Below are 18,702 nucleotides of genomic sequence, written 5' to 3' on the forward strand. Positions count from 1 at the left end.
TAAATCTGCTATTTGTTATACCGGTATCGTTTTAATTTGTTTTAAAATCGAATAATAATGAAATCATTTATCACACTTAGTATCATAGTCCTATTCTTTTCTTGTAAAGAGAAACCCATGGATAGTGTTGCGGTCAAAGTTGAGAAAACGAATCCGGCACCTATTATAGATGCATCGTATATCGCCACAAAAACTAGATATTTTACAATTACAGATACGGCTATTGTTGGAGAAGGCCGTGCAATGCTGGAACGTATTATTTCTAAATCACAGTTTGTGATGTTTGGTGAACGCCATGGCTCAAAAGCCACTTCGCAATTGATTACAAGACTCATCCCCATGTTACATAAAGCAGGATTTAATCACACTGCTTTTGAAGTAGGCCCTTACTCGGCAAAAAAACTGGTAGCACTTAGTACGCCACCATCAACGACAGTAGAGAATCTCAAACAGTTTACTACACAATATGCTCTCGAAGAAGATCATGAGATTCCGATTCCTTTCTTTGATGGTCTTGAGGATGCCTATTTCCTTCAGGCTATCCGAGAACGTGATATGAATATCTGGGGACTTGATCAAGAATACTACTCGTCTACATTATTTTTTATGGATGAGCTACTCACTTTTGTTACCGATAGTCCAGACTATGAAACCATCAAATCAGAAAAAGAACAAGCATCAAAAATAATTGCCTCCTGGTATGTAAAAGATAATATACCAGATTCTAAAATTAGGCTTTTTGACGAAATCCAAAAAGAGCCTGTTGTACAGCAGTATTTAAGCCACTTTCGTGGAAACGAAAATACCAAAAAGATAGTTGAAGATTTAGAAATTAGCTGGGATATTTATACGCGTTGGCGAGAAGATTCACATGCAGATCGAATAAGCTATATGCGTAATAACTTTTTAACGAATTATAAAGAAGCATTACAAACAGAATTAAATCCTAAAGTGTTTCTAAAATTTGGAAATCTACATGCCTCAAAAATTTTAACTAATGGTTGTTATGACCTGGGAGATTTAGTTACTCAACTTGCTAAAGAGCAAGGCAGAAAAGCTACTATCATAAATACATGGCACCGTTATTATAGTAACGAAAAAGGAGAAGAACAAGATTACTTAGAAAAATACGCTTCTTACTATAAACGTCTTCGAGATTTTATGACCCTTGCAAAACGGGATCAATGGACCATCATTGATCTAGAAGCAATACGTAGAGATATCCAGGAAAGACGAATAGCTTTACCCGTAAATGGTGATTATCATAAGATTAAGAGCCTGATTGATGGATATGATTATCAACTCATCCTACCCTTGGATAAAAGGGTTACACCAAATAAAAATTAATACAAACCAAAGTTCGATGTAAGGAAATGACGTCAATTCGAGTGATCTGATACTTCGATATAGCTCAGTACAGGCTGGAAGATTGTACTTTGGCAAGCTGAGCAGGACTATAGAGAATAGTTATTTTATTATGTCGAACTCTGGTTACAACACATCTATTCAATAATTTTAAAATAATACAATTATGCGTAACCTCATTTTAATTTTAAGTACTGTATTCACTATATGTTTATCCTGTAAAGCTCAGGATCAAAAACCAGTTATTAGTATTTTGGGTATGATACATTTACATAACCCGGGAGCAGATGAAGTAAATATGGATGTTGGGAATATACATTCTAATAAAAGACAAGCAGAATTAAAACAACTCATTGATTTAGTGGTCAGGTTTAAACCAACCAAAATTGCTATCGAAGCAACATTGGGTGACACCTTGTGGAGCCAGACATATTATACTAATTATCTAAATGATGTGCTAGAAAAAGAAATGAACGAAGAAGATAAATGGAGGATGTCTGGCGAAACTGTTCAGGTATCTTACCCTTTGGCAAAACAAATGGGGCATGATAAACTATATCCCATAGATGCACATACAGAATTTGATACAGACTCTGTTTATGCTTACGCAAAACAAAATAATCAAGATGTACAATTAGCAGAGTTTAAAGAGTTGATTAGTAGTATGCAAAATGATATGAAATCCATATCCGAAGGTTCTGTTTTAGATATTATAAAGTTTGCCAATTCTGATGAATTTGATAAAAATTACAATCAAACGTTTTATCTGAAGCATCTGGTCTCTTTTGGTAAGGAGGGCAATTATATAGGTACCGATGTGGTTTCAAAATGGTATTATAGAAATTTAAAGATCTTCACTAATCTTAACAGAATTGTTGAACCAACAGATAGAGTTTTGGTCATTTATGGTGCGGGGCATAAAGATATTCTGGTTGATCTTATTAAAGATAGAGCAGATTGGGAGTATTATGATGTCAATAAATTACTACACCACAAAAAATAACATGCTTGCAAAGGGTTTACCATACACAAAGAAGGTATAAATTATAATAATTAGTACAATTTGCAAATAATGCTTAGTAACCTTTTTGGGTACGTGTTAAGTTTGTAACTTTATGATACACAAACTGTTTTGAGTTTTTATAATAGTGGTTCGGGGTCAGCCATTATCAATTAAAGATTCAAATCTTAAAACCAAAAAAATGAAACGTATATTAACAATCGCCATTGCCTTTTTTACGGTAATGAGCTTTGCGCAAACTCAACCACAAATACCCAGTGAACTAGTAGCCCAGCAAAAGTCCTCGGGCTCAAATTTTGAAAACACCGAACTTTTTACCGCAATTACTAAAAAAAGTAATTTACAAATTCCGAAAGAACTTAAGGATTATGTGTTACTTTCTTTAGATCAAAGTAAAATGAAGTCTTTACAAGGCAATTTCCCGAGTACGATGAACTTAAGTATTCCGGGGCAGAAATCAGCAATGTCACTAGACCTTGTTAAAGTGAGCATTAGAACAGACGATTTCTCGGCTATAGATATGCCTTCGGGTAAGGTGCTTTCTCGTGATAACATAGCACACTACAGAGGTGTAGTAAAAGGCCAGACTAACTCTCTGGTGGCTATTAGTTTTTATGAAGATAAAGTATCTGGTTTTATTAGTATCGATGGTCAGGACGGTAATATGGTAGTAGGACCTGTAAATAATAGTAAGAGTCATATCCTCTATAAGGATAAGGAAATTAGTTATTTATATGATTATTCTTGCCAGGTAGAAGATGATATAGAAAAAGGAGGATACACTATTGAAGAATTGGCTGATAACCCACAAAGTAAAGCCGCTGCAAAGTGTGTAAAAATATTCTTTGATATATGTACAGATATTGTAAATGATAAGGGAGGAGCTCAGGCAGCTTCTAATTATATCGAAGCTGTATTTAATCAAGTAGCTGCGCTATATGCCAATGATCAGATATCTATTAAATTATCGGGTACCAAAGCTTGGACTTCTAATCAACCATTTACCAACAATAGTCTTGATAGCTATATCAGCTATAAAAATCAAAACGGTATTAATGGAGATTTAGCACATATGGTGAATTATAGTTTTGGAGGCGGACTAGCAGGAGGAATCGGAACACTGTGTAACTCATCAAGAAAAGCTGCAGTTTCTGGTATCAAAGGTAGCTATCAAAATATACCTACCTATTCTTTTGATGTATTCTTAATATCTCATGAGACAGGACATAATGTAGGATCACGACATACACATGCATGTGTATGGAATGGTAATAATACCGCAATAGATGGTTGTGCAGGTTTTACAGAAGGAAGTTGCTCGATACCAGGAAACCCTTCGGGAGGAGGAACCATTATGAGCTATTGCCCTAATACTAGTGTTGGAGTAAATTTCAACAAAGGATTTGGTTCGCAACCCGCTAATGTGATCCGTAATTATATCGCTGGATCAAGTTGTTTACAGACTTGTGACGGTGGCGGATGTAATACAGGAGATGCAGCAGCTGTTACATTTACTAATAATACAGATTGTACTTTAGAGTATTTCCAGAACAATTCTTTACAGGGATCTGCCAATGCAGGAGGCTCGTATAATGCAAATACTACTATAGGAAGCGCATGGCAAGCCAAAAAAGCTTCGGGAGATGTAGTAGATAACTTTACTATTGCTTGTGGTCAAACGACCTATAATTCTTCAGGAAATTGTAGTAGTGGTGGCGGTAACTGTGATGGTGTAGCACCTTGGTCTTCTGGTACAGTTTATAATGTAGGAGATAGAGTAACTTATAATGGATCTTTGTATGAAAGAACAGCTACAGGATGGACTAATTTAGGACCATGTACTACAACAACTGATCCATGTGCAGGAGTAGCACCATATTCTTCTGGTACTGTATATAATGTGGGTGACCGTGTAACGTATAACGGATCTTTGTATGAAAGAACTGCTACAGGATGGACTAATTTAGGCACCTGTGGAGGAGCATTTGGTACTGCTTTCAAAGGAGATGGACCAGCAGGAGGGTTGCAATTTAAGGCATTCCCTAATCCAGCAAAAGATCTTTTAAACCTAGAAATTAGTAATGCGAAATCTTCTTCTTCTCAAATCAGTATCAAAGATATGAACGGAAGAACATTAGAGGTCATAAATCTTAAAACACCTCCGGGAGGAAATGTAGTGAGAAAAACAGTAGATATTAGTAAGTTATCTACCGGTATCTATTTTGTACAAGTTACTACTAGTAGTAGAACGCTTACTCAAAAGATTTTTGTAAAATAATTTATAAATAATAATAAAAATTGACCCTAATTAAAGGCTGCCCATATGGGCAGCCTTTTTTATTTTTCTATGGAAAATTTAAAATCTTTTTTTAGGACTCCGAATCAATCTTAGTAGATTCAGTTTTACCGTCATTAATCATTTCGGTACCTGCACTTTTTAAATATTTATCTAAGAATTTCAAAATTCTACCATAGGCTTCGATTTGATTTTCTTTTTTTACAAATCCATGTCCTTCATCTTCAAATAATACATATTCTACAGGAACACCACTTTTCTTAACTCCTTCTACAATTTCATCGGATTCTACTTTTAAAACTCTGGGATCTTTGGCTCCTTGAAGTACAATCAATGGTTTTGTGACTTTTTCGGTATGAAAAAGAGGAGAAATTTGTTGTAAACGAACAGAATCAGCAGTATTTGGATCTCCCATTTCTGTATACAACGCTTCTTTAAAAGACTCCCACCATGGCGGAATACTTTTTAGCGTTCTTAACCAGTTTGTAACTCCAAAAATATTTACTCCAACCTTAAACTCTTCTGGAGTATAGGTGAGTGCTGCCATAGTCATATATCCTCCATAAGAGCCACCAATGATTCCTATTTTATCAGCGTCTACGATATCTTGTTTTGCCAGCCAGTCTTTTCCAGCAACACAATCCTTTAGATCTTTATCTCCATGATTTTGATCATCCATTTTGTAAAAGGTTTTTCCATATCCACTACTTCCTCTGTTGTTTACAGCCAGTACAGCATATCCATGATTTACCAGGTATTGAATTACAGAACTAAACCCTTGTCTGGATTGCCCTCCGGGACCACCATGAACCCATACCAGTGCAGGAACTTTATGATCTACAGTAGCTTGTTTGGGTTTATAATATATAGCAGGAATATCTAACCCATCAAAAGATTTAAAACGAACTACTTCTGAAGTAACAAGATGATCTGCATTGATATCTTTATTTAAAACATCTGTTAGCTTATGGTATTTTTTGGTTGCAAGATCATAAGAGTATGAATTGGTAGGCGTATTTGACCCTCCAACGCTAAGTAAAGCCATAGATTCATCTCTCGAAAAACGTGCCCTATTAATTTGTTGATTTTCAATAGAAGGGAAATCAACAATAGTACCTGTGGCTACTTCTTTTACCTCCATAACCGTCTTAGCATCTTCATTGGTAAACATTACCTGGTATTTTCCGTTTCGGGTAAAATAAAAACCAGAAATATCCCAGTTTTTTTCTAAAACCTTTTCTTTACTACCATCTTCAAGATTATACTTCATTAGGTAACTAAATTCTGCATTATCATCGGTAGTATAATAGAATGATTTACCATCTGGAGAAAAATCCTCTGGTGAGTTTCCACTTAAGTTATCATTAATCTTAACTTTTTCTTTGGTTTCGGTATTCAATAGATAAAGATCATTATCATTAGTATTGATAGACTTAGATAGTGCTATATACTTTCTATCTTCAGACATTCCGCCAAAATCCATCCCATCGGTATTTTGATAAATCAACTTAGATGTAAAATCAGCAATATCCATCTCATAGTGATCCATATATTTTGGATCTCGTTCGTTAGTACCATAAAAGAAACTTTTACCATCTTTGGCCCATCCTCTAAATGAGGCTCTTACATTCTTTTCGGGAGTCAGGCGTTTGATACCAGAGCTGTCTTTGATAAAGATTTTATGAATTTCATCACCATTACCATCCATTCTGAATAAGATTCTATCATCCTCGGGAAAATAAGATATCCCAAAAACCGAAGCACTATCAGATTTGGTTACAGGCATAAGTTCGCCACCATCGGTAGCAACAGTATACATATTATAAATCCCTGAACGGTTGCTAGTCATAAGCACCTTGGACTTATCTGCAGAAAATCCATTTGAAATTGCATTTTCGTTATCCATAAATTGTTCTATGGAATACTGGTCGATTTTAATAGGCTGAGCTATTTCTTCTTTTTTTTCTTGCTTACAAGAATAGAAGAGGAGCAAACCCATACTAAGTGTGAGTAGTTTTTTCATGAGTATTTGATTTGTTGTTATTATTCTAAATTAAAACTCTTTATTTCCTTAAAAGGAGAGGCTTCTAATTTTTCAATGGCTTCACGATAAGGTTTCCAATCGTTTATAAAGAATTCATTAGTCTTTACCAGTGCATCTTGTAATGCATCTTTAGCTTGTTTTATTAAGGTATTCTCTGTCGAAGTTAATCCGTTTTGACGACTACCTGTATACCATCCAGCTGTACCCATACGTTGCATCACAGTTACTTCTGGATTACGAGTGATTCCTTGACGTTTATCTTCCTTACCAAGATAGATAGCAATTACACTATCGATTTTTTTAGAAATGTCTTTAGATAATTTAATCTGATCCTTATATTTCTTTTTATCTAATTTGTTAAGCTCTTTCTGGTATTTTGAAGCTATATCTTTACTCTCTACCAATTGTTTTACAGCATCTGCTGCTGATTGCCTCATTTTTTCCATGTTTTTTGAAGCTGCATAAATTTCATTGATATTCTTCTGAGATATTTGCAATCTGGGATCAGATTTGACCTCGATCATAGTTTCAGATTTTTGATCTCCATATTCTAATACCAGTTTATATTTCCCTGGTTTTACACCAACACCACCAGGTTCTCTATCTTGCTTTTGGATTTTTCGTGAAGGTCGACTTACTCCTTTTTCATCCATAAACCATTTTGTTTTATGAAACCCTGTAGAATCTGGAGTTTTTTCTTTTAAGGTTCTAATCAAACGATCTCCGTCATAAATTTTGAGATGAATAGAATCCCATTTCACCTTGGCTTCTTCTTTCTCAGGATCAGCCTCATCATCACCTTCTTTTTTATCCTCTTCTTTGTTTAGTTCTTCTTTTTTCTTTTCTTCTACTTTAATGTAATATGAAATAAGAGCTCCATAGTCGCGATTCTCACCATTATATAGGGCATCTCCTCCAAAACGACTACCAGTAGGTTGTTGGTAAGCAGCTTGGTATGCTATCGGAGGTTCGAAAATCTGTAGTTTTTGACTTAAAATGGCACTGTTTTTTGCTAATGCTCTTAATGGTCGTATATCATCTAATACCCAGGCAGCTCTACCAAAAGTACCAATGACCAGATCATGTTCTCTAGGCTGTATAACCAAATCCTTTACAGATACCGTAGGAAAACCTTTGGTCCATTTTGTCCAACTGTTTCCTGCATTAAGAGAGATGTATAACCCATCATCTGTACCTAGAAATAATAGGTTTTTTTCTATAGGATCTTCAACGATACTAAGGGCATAGCTTTTTACATCACCCCCGTCAACAATGCGTTTCCATGTTTTACCGTAATCCATAGTTCTAAATACATACGGAGTATAGTTAAACCTTCTATAGTCATTAGCTACCAAAAGTGCTTCTCCTTTCTTTTTGTTTGAGGCTTTGATTTGCACAATCCAACTTCCTTTTGGCAATTCTTTTATATTATTAGATACATCGGTCCAATTTGTTCCTCCGTTTTGAGTGATATGTACTCGACCGTCATCGGTACTTGCCCAAAGCATATTTTGCTCTAGTGGCGAAGGTTCAACAACCAAAACTGTACAATGATTTTCTGCACCTGTAGCGTCCATCGTTAATCCACCGCTTTCTGCTTGTTTTAACTTCTCGGGATTGTTTGTCGAAAGATCAGGAGATATCACTTTCCAGGTAAGTCCTTTATCTGTACTCTTGTGTACAAACTGACTTCCGAAATAGATTGTATTATTATCAAATGGATCAATATTGATTGCAGCATTCCAGTTAAAACGTAATTTTACTTTTGGATCCGGGTGAGTAGGGCGTACAGTATAGTTGTTACCCGTCATCCAATCATATCGGCTTACATATCCTTGCTGACTCATGGTCCATCCATATCGTGAGTCATCTTTATCCGGTACAACATCGAATCCATCACCAAATGATATTTCCTGCCAGTATGAGTTTCTGATTCCTTGGGCTTTCCATACATAAGCAGGGCCTCTCCAGCTACCATTATCCTGCATACCTCCATATACATTATAGGGGAATTCATTATCCACATTAATATGATAAAATTGTGCGACAGGAAGATTTCCTATAAAACGCCATGATTTACCTCCATCTCGCGTGATGTTTAGTCCGCCATCATTACCATCAATCATATAACTACCATCATTAGGATGAATCCACCATGCATGATGATCTGGGTGTACACCATTATCAACACCATAAGCAGGCATTAATTGAGTAAAGTTTTTACCACCATCTTCAGAAACATTTACATAGGTAAATACAGAATATACTCTATTCTCATTTTGCGGGTCTACAAATATATCAGAGTAATAAAAAGGGCGATTACCGATATCTTTTTTATCATTAATTTTTTCCCATTTAAATCCTCCATCTGTAGATTTGTATAGCGCATTCTTTTTGGCCTCAACCAATGCATAAACAATATTAGGCTTATTAGCAGCTATTGCTAATCCTATTCTACCTAAATTACCTTTTGGAAGCCCATCTTTATCAGTACGTTCTTCCCAATTTTTTCCTCCATCATGAGTAATATAAAGACCAGAACCTTCTCCTCCCGAATTAAAAAACCATGGATCACGTTTATGTTCCCACATGGCAACTATCAATTTGTTCGGATTTGTAGGATCCATGACTAGATCTGCAGCTCCGGTTTTATTATTATTGAATAGGATTTTGGTCCAGGTAGCGCCTCCATCGGTAGTTTTAAAAACTCCTCTTTCAGGATGTTCACCCCAGGGAGATCCGATTGCTGCAACATAAACAATATCTGGATTAGTAGGATCTATGATCACCTTATGTATGTGACGGGTTTTCTCTAGCCCCATAAGTTTCCAGTTTTTACCGCCATCCAGAGATCTATAGATACCATATCCGCCATTAAGACTATTTCTAGGATTTCCTTCTCCTGTGCCTACCCAGATTACTGATGGATTTGATTGTTGGATTGCAACGGCCCCAATAGAAGCAGTTGCTTCTTTATTAAAAATGGGAGCCCATTTGATTCCTCCAGAAGTAGATTTCCAGAGTCCACCAGAAGCGGTACCCGCATATATAATATCAGGATTAGTAGTTACCACATCTATAGCAGTAACACGACCACTCATTCCTCCAGGACCTATATTACGCGGAGTATTATCTTTAATAAGATCCATGGTGAATTTCTGAGCGGATAACGTAGAAATCACACCTAGTAGTAAAAGTAAAAATATTTGTTTTTTCATTTTTTTGGCTGTGAATTAATTATAGTTGTATTTGTTGTTCTAATGTTGTGAGAAAATGTATCTCGGGATATCTGTTTTTTAAATCTAAAAGTTCTTTCTTTTTTATTTTTGGTGAAATATGGGTAGCAATTACCTTTTTCGGGTTGATATATTTTTTGATCAATATTAAAGCATCATCCTGCATAAGCATCCAATATGGAAGGATAGCAATGTCGATATTTTCATCACGTAGTTGTAATTCATTAAATAAATCAATTTCTTCGAGCCAGCTGGTATCTCCTACATGAAGAAACTTCTTGTTGTTGATATGGATTATGTAACCTACATTTTCTACAGCTACATGCCTCTTGCCAGCATGATTTATTTTAACTCCAGTAATCTTAACCTTACCAATATCTATAGTTTGTTTTGTATAGTCTTTTGTTGCAATTGTAAATACTCGATTTTTAAACTTAGAGAAATTCTTAGTGATTTGATTGGCTCCTAAAAGGACAGCTTTTTTGTTTAAGTCTAAATATTCTCGGGATAATGAAGCACTAAAATGATCCCCATGATAATGGGTAAATAAAATTGCATTAGGTTTAAACTTGGTATTGATTTTATGTACCACCTCCCCCGAAGGAAATAGATAATCGTCTCCATATTTTGTATGCAAACCATCAATTAGTACAGAAGATTGATCATCAGATATAAGAATACCCATATTACCTGTATAGGTAAGTGTTATATTTTCTTGCGAAATACCAGAAATACTGTAAAGAAGACTGATGATAAGGAAGAGTATTTTTAACACGCTCTAATAGATTGACTTTGAAAAGCCTAAAGTAAATAAAATGAATACGCTAAAGTCTTAAAGGCGTGTTAAGGTAAAATGAGGTAAATTTGAGAGATTAAAAATCATATTTATAATGAAATTTATAGAGCTTACACTTAAGAATCATACAATCCTTCACGGCTTTGATGTTCGAAATCGAGAAGTTACAGAAGAAGTAGAAGTAGAAGAGGCTTCAAAAAAAATAGTAGCGGTTAGTCGAATTCTATCGATTAGCGAAAAGTTTATTTTAATAAAATATGCGTACGATAGAATTATATACTGGGAATACATGGAGGATTATGAGACTATAAAAAAGATGCTTATAAAATAGATTGCAATTATACTTTTTTAAATTCCTGTGGAAAAGATGAAGGATCAAAATCCCAGAAGTAGGGGAGCAGATAGTAAGTGATTACTATAATTAGGATAATGGATATGATATTTAGCCAAAATCCTTTTTTCATCATATCAGGAATGGTTAAATAACCCGAGCCAAATACTACTGCGTTAGGCGGAGTAGCTACCGGAAGCATAAATGCACATGATGCCGCGATTGTTGCACCTACCATGAGAATAAAAGGATGTACATCAAGTGATAGCGCCAATGACGCTAAAACAGGCAATAACATTGACGTAGTGGCAACATTTGATGTGATTTCGGTTAAGAAATTTACAGCAGTAACGATAAAGGCTAAAAGAGTAATCAAATAAACTCCTTGTAGTAATGTCATTTGCGTACCTATCCACAGTGCTAATCCCGATTCTTTAAAACCCGAAGCCAAAGCAAGACCACCGCCAAAAAGTAAAAGTACACCCCATGGTAATTTTACCGCAGATGTCCAGTTCATTAATGGTTTTCCTTTTTCCCGACTGGGTAGAAGAAAAAGAAGTAATGCTGCAGTAATAGCAATTATAGTATCATCTATAGCCGAAAAAATAGGTTGTAATAAAAAGGACCTTGTAATCCAGGCAAAAGCGGTGAATATAAATACTGCAAGTACCAGTTTTTCTTCAAAAGATATTTTACCTAATTCTTTTAATTGTCTTTTTACCTCATTTTTCCCTCCCGGAAATTCTTTTTGTTTAAAAGAAAAAGCTATTTGAACCAAATAACGCCAACAGATAAACAACATCACTACAGAAATGGGCAAACCTATGACAATCCAATTAGTAAACGTTATTTCGAAACCATAGATTTCTTTAACAATTCCTGCTAGAATAAGATTAGTAGGAGTTCCAATAAGTGAGGCAACACCTCCTATAGATGCGCTATATGCTATGGCAAGCATTAATGCTTTTCCGAAGATTTTATTTTCATCTTCGATAGTATTTGGATTATCGGTAAGTTGAGTGATTATAGCAATACCAATAGGTAACATCATTACAGATGTTGCGGTGTTAGAAATCCACATAGATAAAAATGCCGTAGCAATCATGAAACCAAGAATCATCGTTTTAACATTAGTGCCAATAACATTTATAATGCTTAACGCGATACGTTTATGTAAATTCCATCTTTCAATTCCAATGGCTAATATAAACCCACCAGCATATAGGAAAATATTATGATTACCGAATGCTGCAGTTGTCGTTTTGATATCCAAACCACCAGATAACGGAAATAAAATAATGGGCAATAGCGAAGTGGCTGCAATAGGAATAGCTTCTGTAATCCACCATATAGCAACCCATAATGTACTAGCCAATATAGCATTGGCTTCTTTACTTAAACCATCGGGATGAAAAAAAAATAATACAAGAAAAAAAATTGCAGGGCCGGATATGGCTCCTATTTTTTTAATACTTACATTCATACGATGGCGTTATTAAGAAATCATAAGTTTAGTAAATGATTGATAAAAGTATAGATAAAAGAATTAAATAGTTACCCCAAAGCGCAGAAATATTGCTTCAAGAGTATTAGGTAATACTTGAAGTAGTTTCAATGTGTCCAATAAAAGAAATGGTAGAAAGAAAAAATATTTATTTGTTATCTGTTTTTTGTTAAGGTATCATAACCTTTGATTTGTCTCTATTTCGTGCAGAAATAAGATGAAAGTTTTTATCAACTTTTACAATGATTACTTTACCGGTATGTAAATTAACCATTTTCCATCTAAAACCATAAGATGTTTCAAAAATCGCAGATCTTGCTGTTTTGCGTAAATCAATTTCATCAATATTTTCGACAATTTGATTCGCCAAAAGATCAAGACCTCTTTCTTTTACTTCTTCCGTAGAAAGTTTACGATCACGAGGGGTTTGACTTTGATCAATAGTAATTTCGTATGAATACGCTTCAATACTATTATTAGGAAATATTAAAAATGAGAAAAACAGGAATAGAAGGGGTATGTAATTTTTCATAATCTAACGATTTTGTGAACTACATACTACATCACTGAATAATATGCAATTACATTGGGTTTACGTTTATTGTCATATGTATTTGTTATAGTGCTTTAACAATTATCTTAAAAGGGGGTATTGTAAAATTAGCACTTAAATCTCCTTTTTATGATATTATTATGTTAAAAAAATGGTAAATTCTCTTAAAATTCTAAGTTTTCACCTCATTTTATTATCAAATAACTAAATATACCATAGTGTTTTATATGGTAATTACTTTATTCTTATTTCTTATATAGTTTTTTACCAGCTTCATAGTATTTATCTCCTTCTACCCAAAAAGGAGTTGTAGCATTATTAGCTATGTTTCTACACGCTAAAACATAAGACTGAAAAAACTTCAATAAATAATCATAATCTAAGGTGTCAGGATTATCGGTAACCTGGTGGTAATATTTTGTGATTTCTTCGTCAAAAGCAGTGAATCCCATACTAAAAGTAGGTGCAGGAATTCCTTTTGCGGCAAAGTTTACATTATCGGATCGGTCAAATAACCCTTGCTCGGGAGCGGGATCATCAATGGCTTTTAGTCCAAATTTGGTAGCAGCATCTTCAATATCTTTTTGTGCGGTTGTTCTGCTTAAACCAATAATAGTTGCCAGTGTTGTATCATTATAGCCTCCATTATCACTATTAAAGCAATATACCATTTGATGTAAAGGAATTACCGGGTGATTTACATACCAACTACTTCCTAAAAGACCTTTTTCTTCTCCAGTAAATAGAATAAAGAGCGCTGATCTTTTGGTTGGATATTTTGCAATGTTTTCTGCAGCAGAAAGTACAGTAACAGTACCTACAGCATTATCTCTGGCTCCATTGTAAATCGAATCATTTTCAACAGCCTTACCAATACCCACGTGATCGTAGTGAGCAGAATAAATGATATATTCATTTTTAAGTTTGGGATCAGTACCTTCTACATAACCAACTACGTTTTGTGAGGCAACAGCACTTTTTTTAATTCCTTCAACAGTGAATTCAATATCAATCTCCTTATTCTTTACAAAGAGTTTACTGATATCTTCATTTTGGTCATTTATCCATGTATGCGAAAAGCTGTCAGAATCTTTATTTTGATCAGCAACAATCATTTTTTCACCATTGAGATAATGATCTAATCTCATCCATGTAGGGTCATCAAAATTAGCAACCTCTATAATACCAATAGCACCTTTTTGTTTAGCGAGCTCATTTTTTTCTTTAGATTTAGAAAAGGCAGGTCTGATATTTTTATTGTCTTTAGTTCCTATACTAACAATTACATATTTCCCTTTTACATCAATAGTATTATAATCTTCTTCGAGGCCGTGATTTAAGAAAATAGCTTTTCCTTTATAATTGGCATTTCCAGATGTTACTGTAGCTATTTTATTAAGCACTAAAGCTCCTGTTTTAAATTCTGTCTTTGTAGCTCCAGATGTTTTCTCCAGTTCTACATTTTGAAAATAACTAGTTGTCTCAGGAATTGGTTTTACCCCATACCCTCGTAACATATTTGCCAGATATTGCGCAGCAATTTTGTTTTCGGGACTTCCGGTTTGTCTACCTTTTAGTTCATCTGAAGCCAGAAAATAAATATGCCCTTCGATTTCACTTTTAGAAACAGTAGATTTTACTTTTTCAGCATCATCCTGTGCCGAAATTGAGATTGTAAAAAGAAAAAGTAACGTGAGTACAATAGATTTTTTCATGAGTGAGAATGATATAATTGTGTGATCAAATTAATGGTATAGCATGTAACTAAAAAACAGCTACCTTCTTTTCAAAGATAACAATTGTTTGTACTTCGTTACAATGCAATAAGTTGTTTTCTAATAAAAGTTCTCAAAAACAAATGTTAATTCTCATTTCTTCGATAGGTAATAAGTTCTTATCTTTTATAAATTATACTAACTTTATCTAATGAAAAAAGAAAAAAAAGTATTTAGGAAAGGCTTTGCATTCAAAATATTTGAGGCACCAGAACAATCTCCGTTTGATAAGCTTTTTGATATTTTTCAGGAAGTTATCACCCATACTTCGGGAGATCTTGATGAAGCTTTAGACTGGATGAAAGAATTAGATAAAGAATATCAACTTACCGATGAGAATTACACACTAGATGATTTTGTAGAGGATTTAAAGAAGAAAGGGTACATTCGAGAAGAGATAAAACCAGATGGAAAAGGAGGAATGTCTATTACCGCCAAAACCGAGCAGGCAATTCGAAAAAGAGCATTGGATCAAATTTTCGGAAAGCTAAAACGAAGTGGAGCAGGTAATCACAGAACAAATTATATTGGCAAAGGAGATGAACATTCTGGAGAGTTTCGTAATTATCAGTATGGAGATTCGTTAGAACAAATATCAATAACAGAAAGCCTTAAAAATGCGCAAATCAATCATGGTATTGGTGATTTAAATCTAACAGAAGATGATCTTGTAGTCGAAGAAACCCAGTTTAAGGCACAAATGAGTACGGTATTGATGATTGATATTAGTCACAGTATGATTTTGTATGGAGAGGATCGTATTACTCCTGCCAAGAAAGTTGCAATGGCACTTGCAGAACTTATCATTACCAAATATCCTAAAGATACATTGGATATATTAGTTTTTGGTAATGATGCATGGCCAATCGCGATCAAAGATTTACCATATTTACAGGTAGGACCATATCATACGAATACCGTAGCAGGTTTACAGCTGGCTATGGATATGTTACGAAGAAAACGTAATACAAATAAGCAGGTTTTTATGATTACCGATGGTAAACCAAGTTGTTTAAGAATGCCAGATGGGCAATACTATAAGAATAGTAATGGATTAGACCGGTATATTGTAAGCAAATGCTATATGATGGCTCAACAGGCCAGAAAATTGCATATACCCATAACTACTTTCATGATTGCACAAGATCCTTACTTAATGCAGTTTGTAAGAGAGTTTACCCATGCGAATCAAGGGAAAGCATTTTATACAGGCCTTAATGGACTAGGTGAAATGATTTTTGAAGACTATGAAACGAATAGAAAAAAAAGAATACGAGGATAAATTTGTTTTGAATTTAGAAGTACTTGTTAGAACGAAAAAGAAAAGATGAAAATTTTAGAAATAAAGACATTAGGCCAATTAAAAAAATCTGGATATAAAAGTATATCGATAAAAGATGAATTAAGAAATAATCTAAGAACTAAGATTAGTAATAATGAAGAAACCTTTACAGGAATTCATGGGTATGAAAATACGGTGATTCCCGAATTAGAAAGAGCAATTCTTTCCAGACATAATATTAACTTATTAGGATTACGTGGCCAGGCAAAAACTCGTTTAGCACGACAAATGATTAATCTTCTGGATGAGTGGGTTCCTGTAGTAGAAGGCTCAGAAATTAGTGATGATCCGTTTCATCCTATTTCGAGATATGCTACTAATTTAATAGAAGAGAAAGGTGATGATACTCCCATTAGTTGGTTGCATCGATCAGAACGTTTTGCAGAAAAATTAGCAACTCCAGATGTTACTGTGGCTGATATAATAGGAGATGTAGATCCAATTAAAGCTGCTAATCTAAAATTAAGTTACGCAGATGATCGTGTGATTCATTTTGGGATGATTCCAAGAGCAAACCGAAGTATTTTTGTAATTAATGAATTACCAGATTTACAGGCTCGTATCCAGGTGGCATTATTTAATATTTTGCAGGAAGGCGATATCCAGATTAGAGGGTTTAAACTTCGACTACCATTAGATATACAATTTGTGTTTACAGCAAATCCAGAGGATTATACTAATCGCGGAAGTATTGTAACTCCTTTAAAAGATAGAATAGGTTCACAGATTCTTACCCACTATCCCCAGACTATAGAAATAGCAAAAACCATTACTCAACAAGAAGCTAAATTAGATTCAAGGCAGGCTGATTTGGTTTATGTACCAGATATCGCAAAGGACTTATTAGAACAAATTAGTTTTCAGGCCAGAGAAAGTGAGTTCATTGATCATAAAAGTGGTATTAGTGCCAGAATGAGTATTACTGCCTATGAAAATTTGTTAAGTATGGCAGAATACCGAGCATTGCGATCTGATGATGATCAAACACTATTGCGATTAAGTGATTTTATAGGTATTATTCCTGCTATTACGGGTAAAGTAGAATTGGTATATGAAGGAGAGCAGGAGGGAGCTGCCTCTGTAGCCCATTCCTTAATTTCTGATGCTATTAAGACTTTATTTTCTGAATACTTTCCGAAAATCGAAAAACTAGAAAAAGAAGGCTATGAATGCCCATATCAGAATCTGATAAATTGGTTTTTTGAAGAGAGTGGATTCGAATTGTTAGATGATATATCAGACAAAGAGTATAAAGAAAAACTAGATGCTATTACTCCTCTCAAGAGTCTCATTAATGAATATCAATCTGAAACTAGTATAGAAGATAGCTATTTTATGATGGAATTCTTATTGTGGGGATTAGTAGAATATAAAAAACTAAGTAAATATAGATTATCTGAAGGATTTCGTTTTAACGATCTTTATGGAAGTTATATAAGCGGATTATAGTAGTAATATATGGATTTGTACAGAGGTTTTAGAATGATAGATAGTATAGATAAAATAATTATGAGTTTAAATAACCAAAGTCATAAACGATATCTAAATTTTTGAGGCAATTAGGTAAAAATGAGAAACATTTAAATACAGAATTCTAATGCAATAGTTTACCACCAAACTACAAAAAAACGTTCATAAGAATCTTCATTGCTTTTCATCCAAAGTAATGGAGATTTTTTTTGTGACAATAATACCTGTACCTGTTCTTTTATATCATTAAAAGAAAACCAGGTGTCGCCATGTTTTGGATCGGTAACCCAATCTTTTTTCTTCGGAATATTAAAATAATAACTGCCATATTGTTTTAAGGTAAAAGCTTCTGACCTTAGCCAAAAACCAACAATACATTGATTGTTTACAATAGGGAGTAGCTCATTTTTCATAGAAAAAGGAACAAAAAGATTCGCCATATAACATACCTGTTGATGAATGCTTTTTGGCTCTATTTGTAAATCTTCCAGAATAGGCAAAGTTTCGTCTCTGTAGAGTAAAGGCAATTGTTTTGTTTTTAATTTTTCTATTTTTTGAAGTAAGGTATCTTTACGGTTTGGGCCAATCCATTGTTTTAGCTCACCTTCAATTGACGAGTCATACAGATAAAATTTGTATACAATTTCAATATGTAACGTCTTATTATCTCTATGATCTTTTATTAGAAAATCTAATTCTCCGATTGTAATTTTATCTTGATATACTTGAATATTCTTTGCTAAAACCTCATAACGATCAGAATTGGTAATACAATATTCAAAAAAGTATTCTATACGCTTGCCTAATACTTCGTTATCCCGAATATTAATTTCTGTTGCATTGGGTAAAATATCGTTTTCTAGTACCTCTTCGATGTCAAAAGGAGATAGGTTCAAAAAAGCTTTATCATTCCATAAGGGCTTACTATTTAAAAACCCTAAATATTCATTCTTGATTGACATTTAAGTT

General features: G+C 34.2%; 13 protein-coding genes. 6 read left to right on the forward strand and 7 right to left on the reverse strand.

Annotated features, from left to right (window positions below; translation table 11 throughout):
* The first annotated feature begins 57 nt into the window (after positions 1-57).
* The 3 genes from AAFU52_RS17010 to AAFU52_RS17020 all read left to right on the forward strand — a co-directional run bounded on the left by AAFU52_RS17010 (position 58) and on the right by AAFU52_RS17020 (position 4,664).
* Positions 58-1,347: a hypothetical protein gene (locus AAFU52_RS17010; protein WP_438422776.1), complete on the forward strand. Its 1,290-nt coding sequence runs from the start codon at positions 58-60 to the stop codon at positions 1,345-1,347.
* A 184-nt stretch (positions 1,348-1,531) separates the two neighbouring features.
* Entirely contained in the window at positions 1,532-2,368 is an 837-nt protein-coding gene (locus AAFU52_RS17015; RefSeq protein WP_438422777.1) for a DUF5694 domain-containing protein, read from the forward strand.
* 199 nt (positions 2,369-2,567) lie between these two features.
* Positions 2,568-4,664, forward strand: a complete 2,097-nt coding sequence (locus tag AAFU52_RS17020; protein ID WP_438422779.1) for a carbohydrate-binding protein — start codon at positions 2,568-2,570, stop codon at positions 4,662-4,664.
* A gap of 91 nt (positions 4,665-4,755) precedes the next feature.
* On the opposite strand, the gene AAFU52_RS17025 is transcribed toward AAFU52_RS17020, so the two are convergent.
* Genes AAFU52_RS17025 through AAFU52_RS17035 form a run of 3 tightly spaced genes read right to left on the reverse strand, consistent with a single transcriptional unit; the run spans position 4,756 to position 10,737 of the window.
* A complete protein-coding gene (locus AAFU52_RS17025) occupies positions 4,756-6,705 on the reverse strand; it encodes an alpha/beta fold hydrolase (RefSeq protein WP_438422780.1) in 1,950 nt (649 codons plus the stop codon).
* A 20-nt stretch (positions 6,706-6,725) separates the two neighbouring features.
* A complete protein-coding gene (locus AAFU52_RS17030) occupies positions 6,726-9,944 on the reverse strand; it encodes a WD40/YVTN/BNR-like repeat-containing protein (protein ID WP_438422782.1) in 3,219 nt (1,072 codons plus the stop codon).
* Between the two features lie 19 nt (positions 9,945-9,963).
* Complete coding sequence (locus tag AAFU52_RS17035) at positions 9,964-10,737, reverse strand: MBL fold metallo-hydrolase (RefSeq protein WP_438422783.1); 774 nt, start codon at positions 10,735-10,737, stop codon at positions 9,964-9,966.
* Between the two features lie 115 nt (positions 10,738-10,852).
* Between AAFU52_RS17035 and AAFU52_RS17040 the strand changes: the two genes are divergently transcribed.
* Positions 10,853-11,089 carry a hypothetical protein gene (locus AAFU52_RS17040; RefSeq protein WP_024770913.1) on the forward strand — a complete coding sequence of 79 codons (237 nt, stop codon included), beginning with the start codon at positions 10,853-10,855 and terminating at the stop codon, positions 11,087-11,089.
* Between the two features lie 7 nt (positions 11,090-11,096).
* Here the strand turns inward: AAFU52_RS17040 and AAFU52_RS17045 are convergent, their stop codons facing one another.
* The 3 genes from AAFU52_RS17045 to AAFU52_RS17055 all read right to left on the reverse strand — a co-directional run bounded on the left by AAFU52_RS17045 (position 11,097) and on the right by AAFU52_RS17055 (position 14,861).
* The gene (locus tag AAFU52_RS17045) at positions 11,097-12,572 is read right to left on the reverse strand and encodes an SLC13 family permease (RefSeq protein ID WP_438422784.1); all 1,476 of its coding nucleotides are present in this window, start codon (positions 12,570-12,572) and stop codon (positions 11,097-11,099) included.
* A 190-nt stretch (positions 12,573-12,762) separates the two neighbouring features.
* Entirely contained in the window at positions 12,763-13,125 is a 363-nt protein-coding gene (locus tag AAFU52_RS17050) for a hypothetical protein (protein WP_024770915.1), read from the reverse strand.
* 266 nt (positions 13,126-13,391) lie between these two features.
* On the reverse strand, positions 13,392-14,861 hold the full coding sequence (locus tag AAFU52_RS17055) for a M28 family peptidase (protein ID WP_438422785.1): 1,470 nt from the start codon (positions 14,859-14,861) through the stop codon (positions 13,392-13,394).
* Positions 14,862-15,072: 211 nt separating this feature from the next.
* Here AAFU52_RS17055 and AAFU52_RS17060 point away from each other — a divergent pair, with 211 nt between their 5' ends.
* Together AAFU52_RS17060 and AAFU52_RS17065 are read left to right on the forward strand one after the other, a co-directional pair.
* Positions 15,073-16,203, forward strand: coding sequence for a vWA domain-containing protein (locus tag AAFU52_RS17060; RefSeq protein WP_024770917.1), 1,131 nt, complete (start codon positions 15,073-15,075; stop codon positions 16,201-16,203).
* A 45-nt stretch (positions 16,204-16,248) separates the two neighbouring features.
* A complete protein-coding gene (locus AAFU52_RS17065; RefSeq protein WP_438422786.1) occupies positions 16,249-17,712 on the forward strand; it encodes a magnesium chelatase in 1,464 nt (487 codons plus the stop codon).
* Positions 17,713-17,870: 158 nt separating this feature from the next.
* Here the strand turns inward: AAFU52_RS17065 and AAFU52_RS17070 are convergent, their stop codons facing one another.
* A complete protein-coding gene (locus AAFU52_RS17070; RefSeq protein ID WP_438422787.1) occupies positions 17,871-18,695 on the reverse strand; it encodes a DUF1853 family protein in 825 nt (274 codons plus the stop codon).
* Positions 18,696-18,702 lie beyond the last annotated feature (7 nt).

Source organism: Aquimarina macrocephali, assembly GCF_051627225.1.
Taxonomy (GTDB): Bacteria; Bacteroidota; Bacteroidia; order Flavobacteriales; family Flavobacteriaceae; genus Aquimarina; species Aquimarina macrocephali.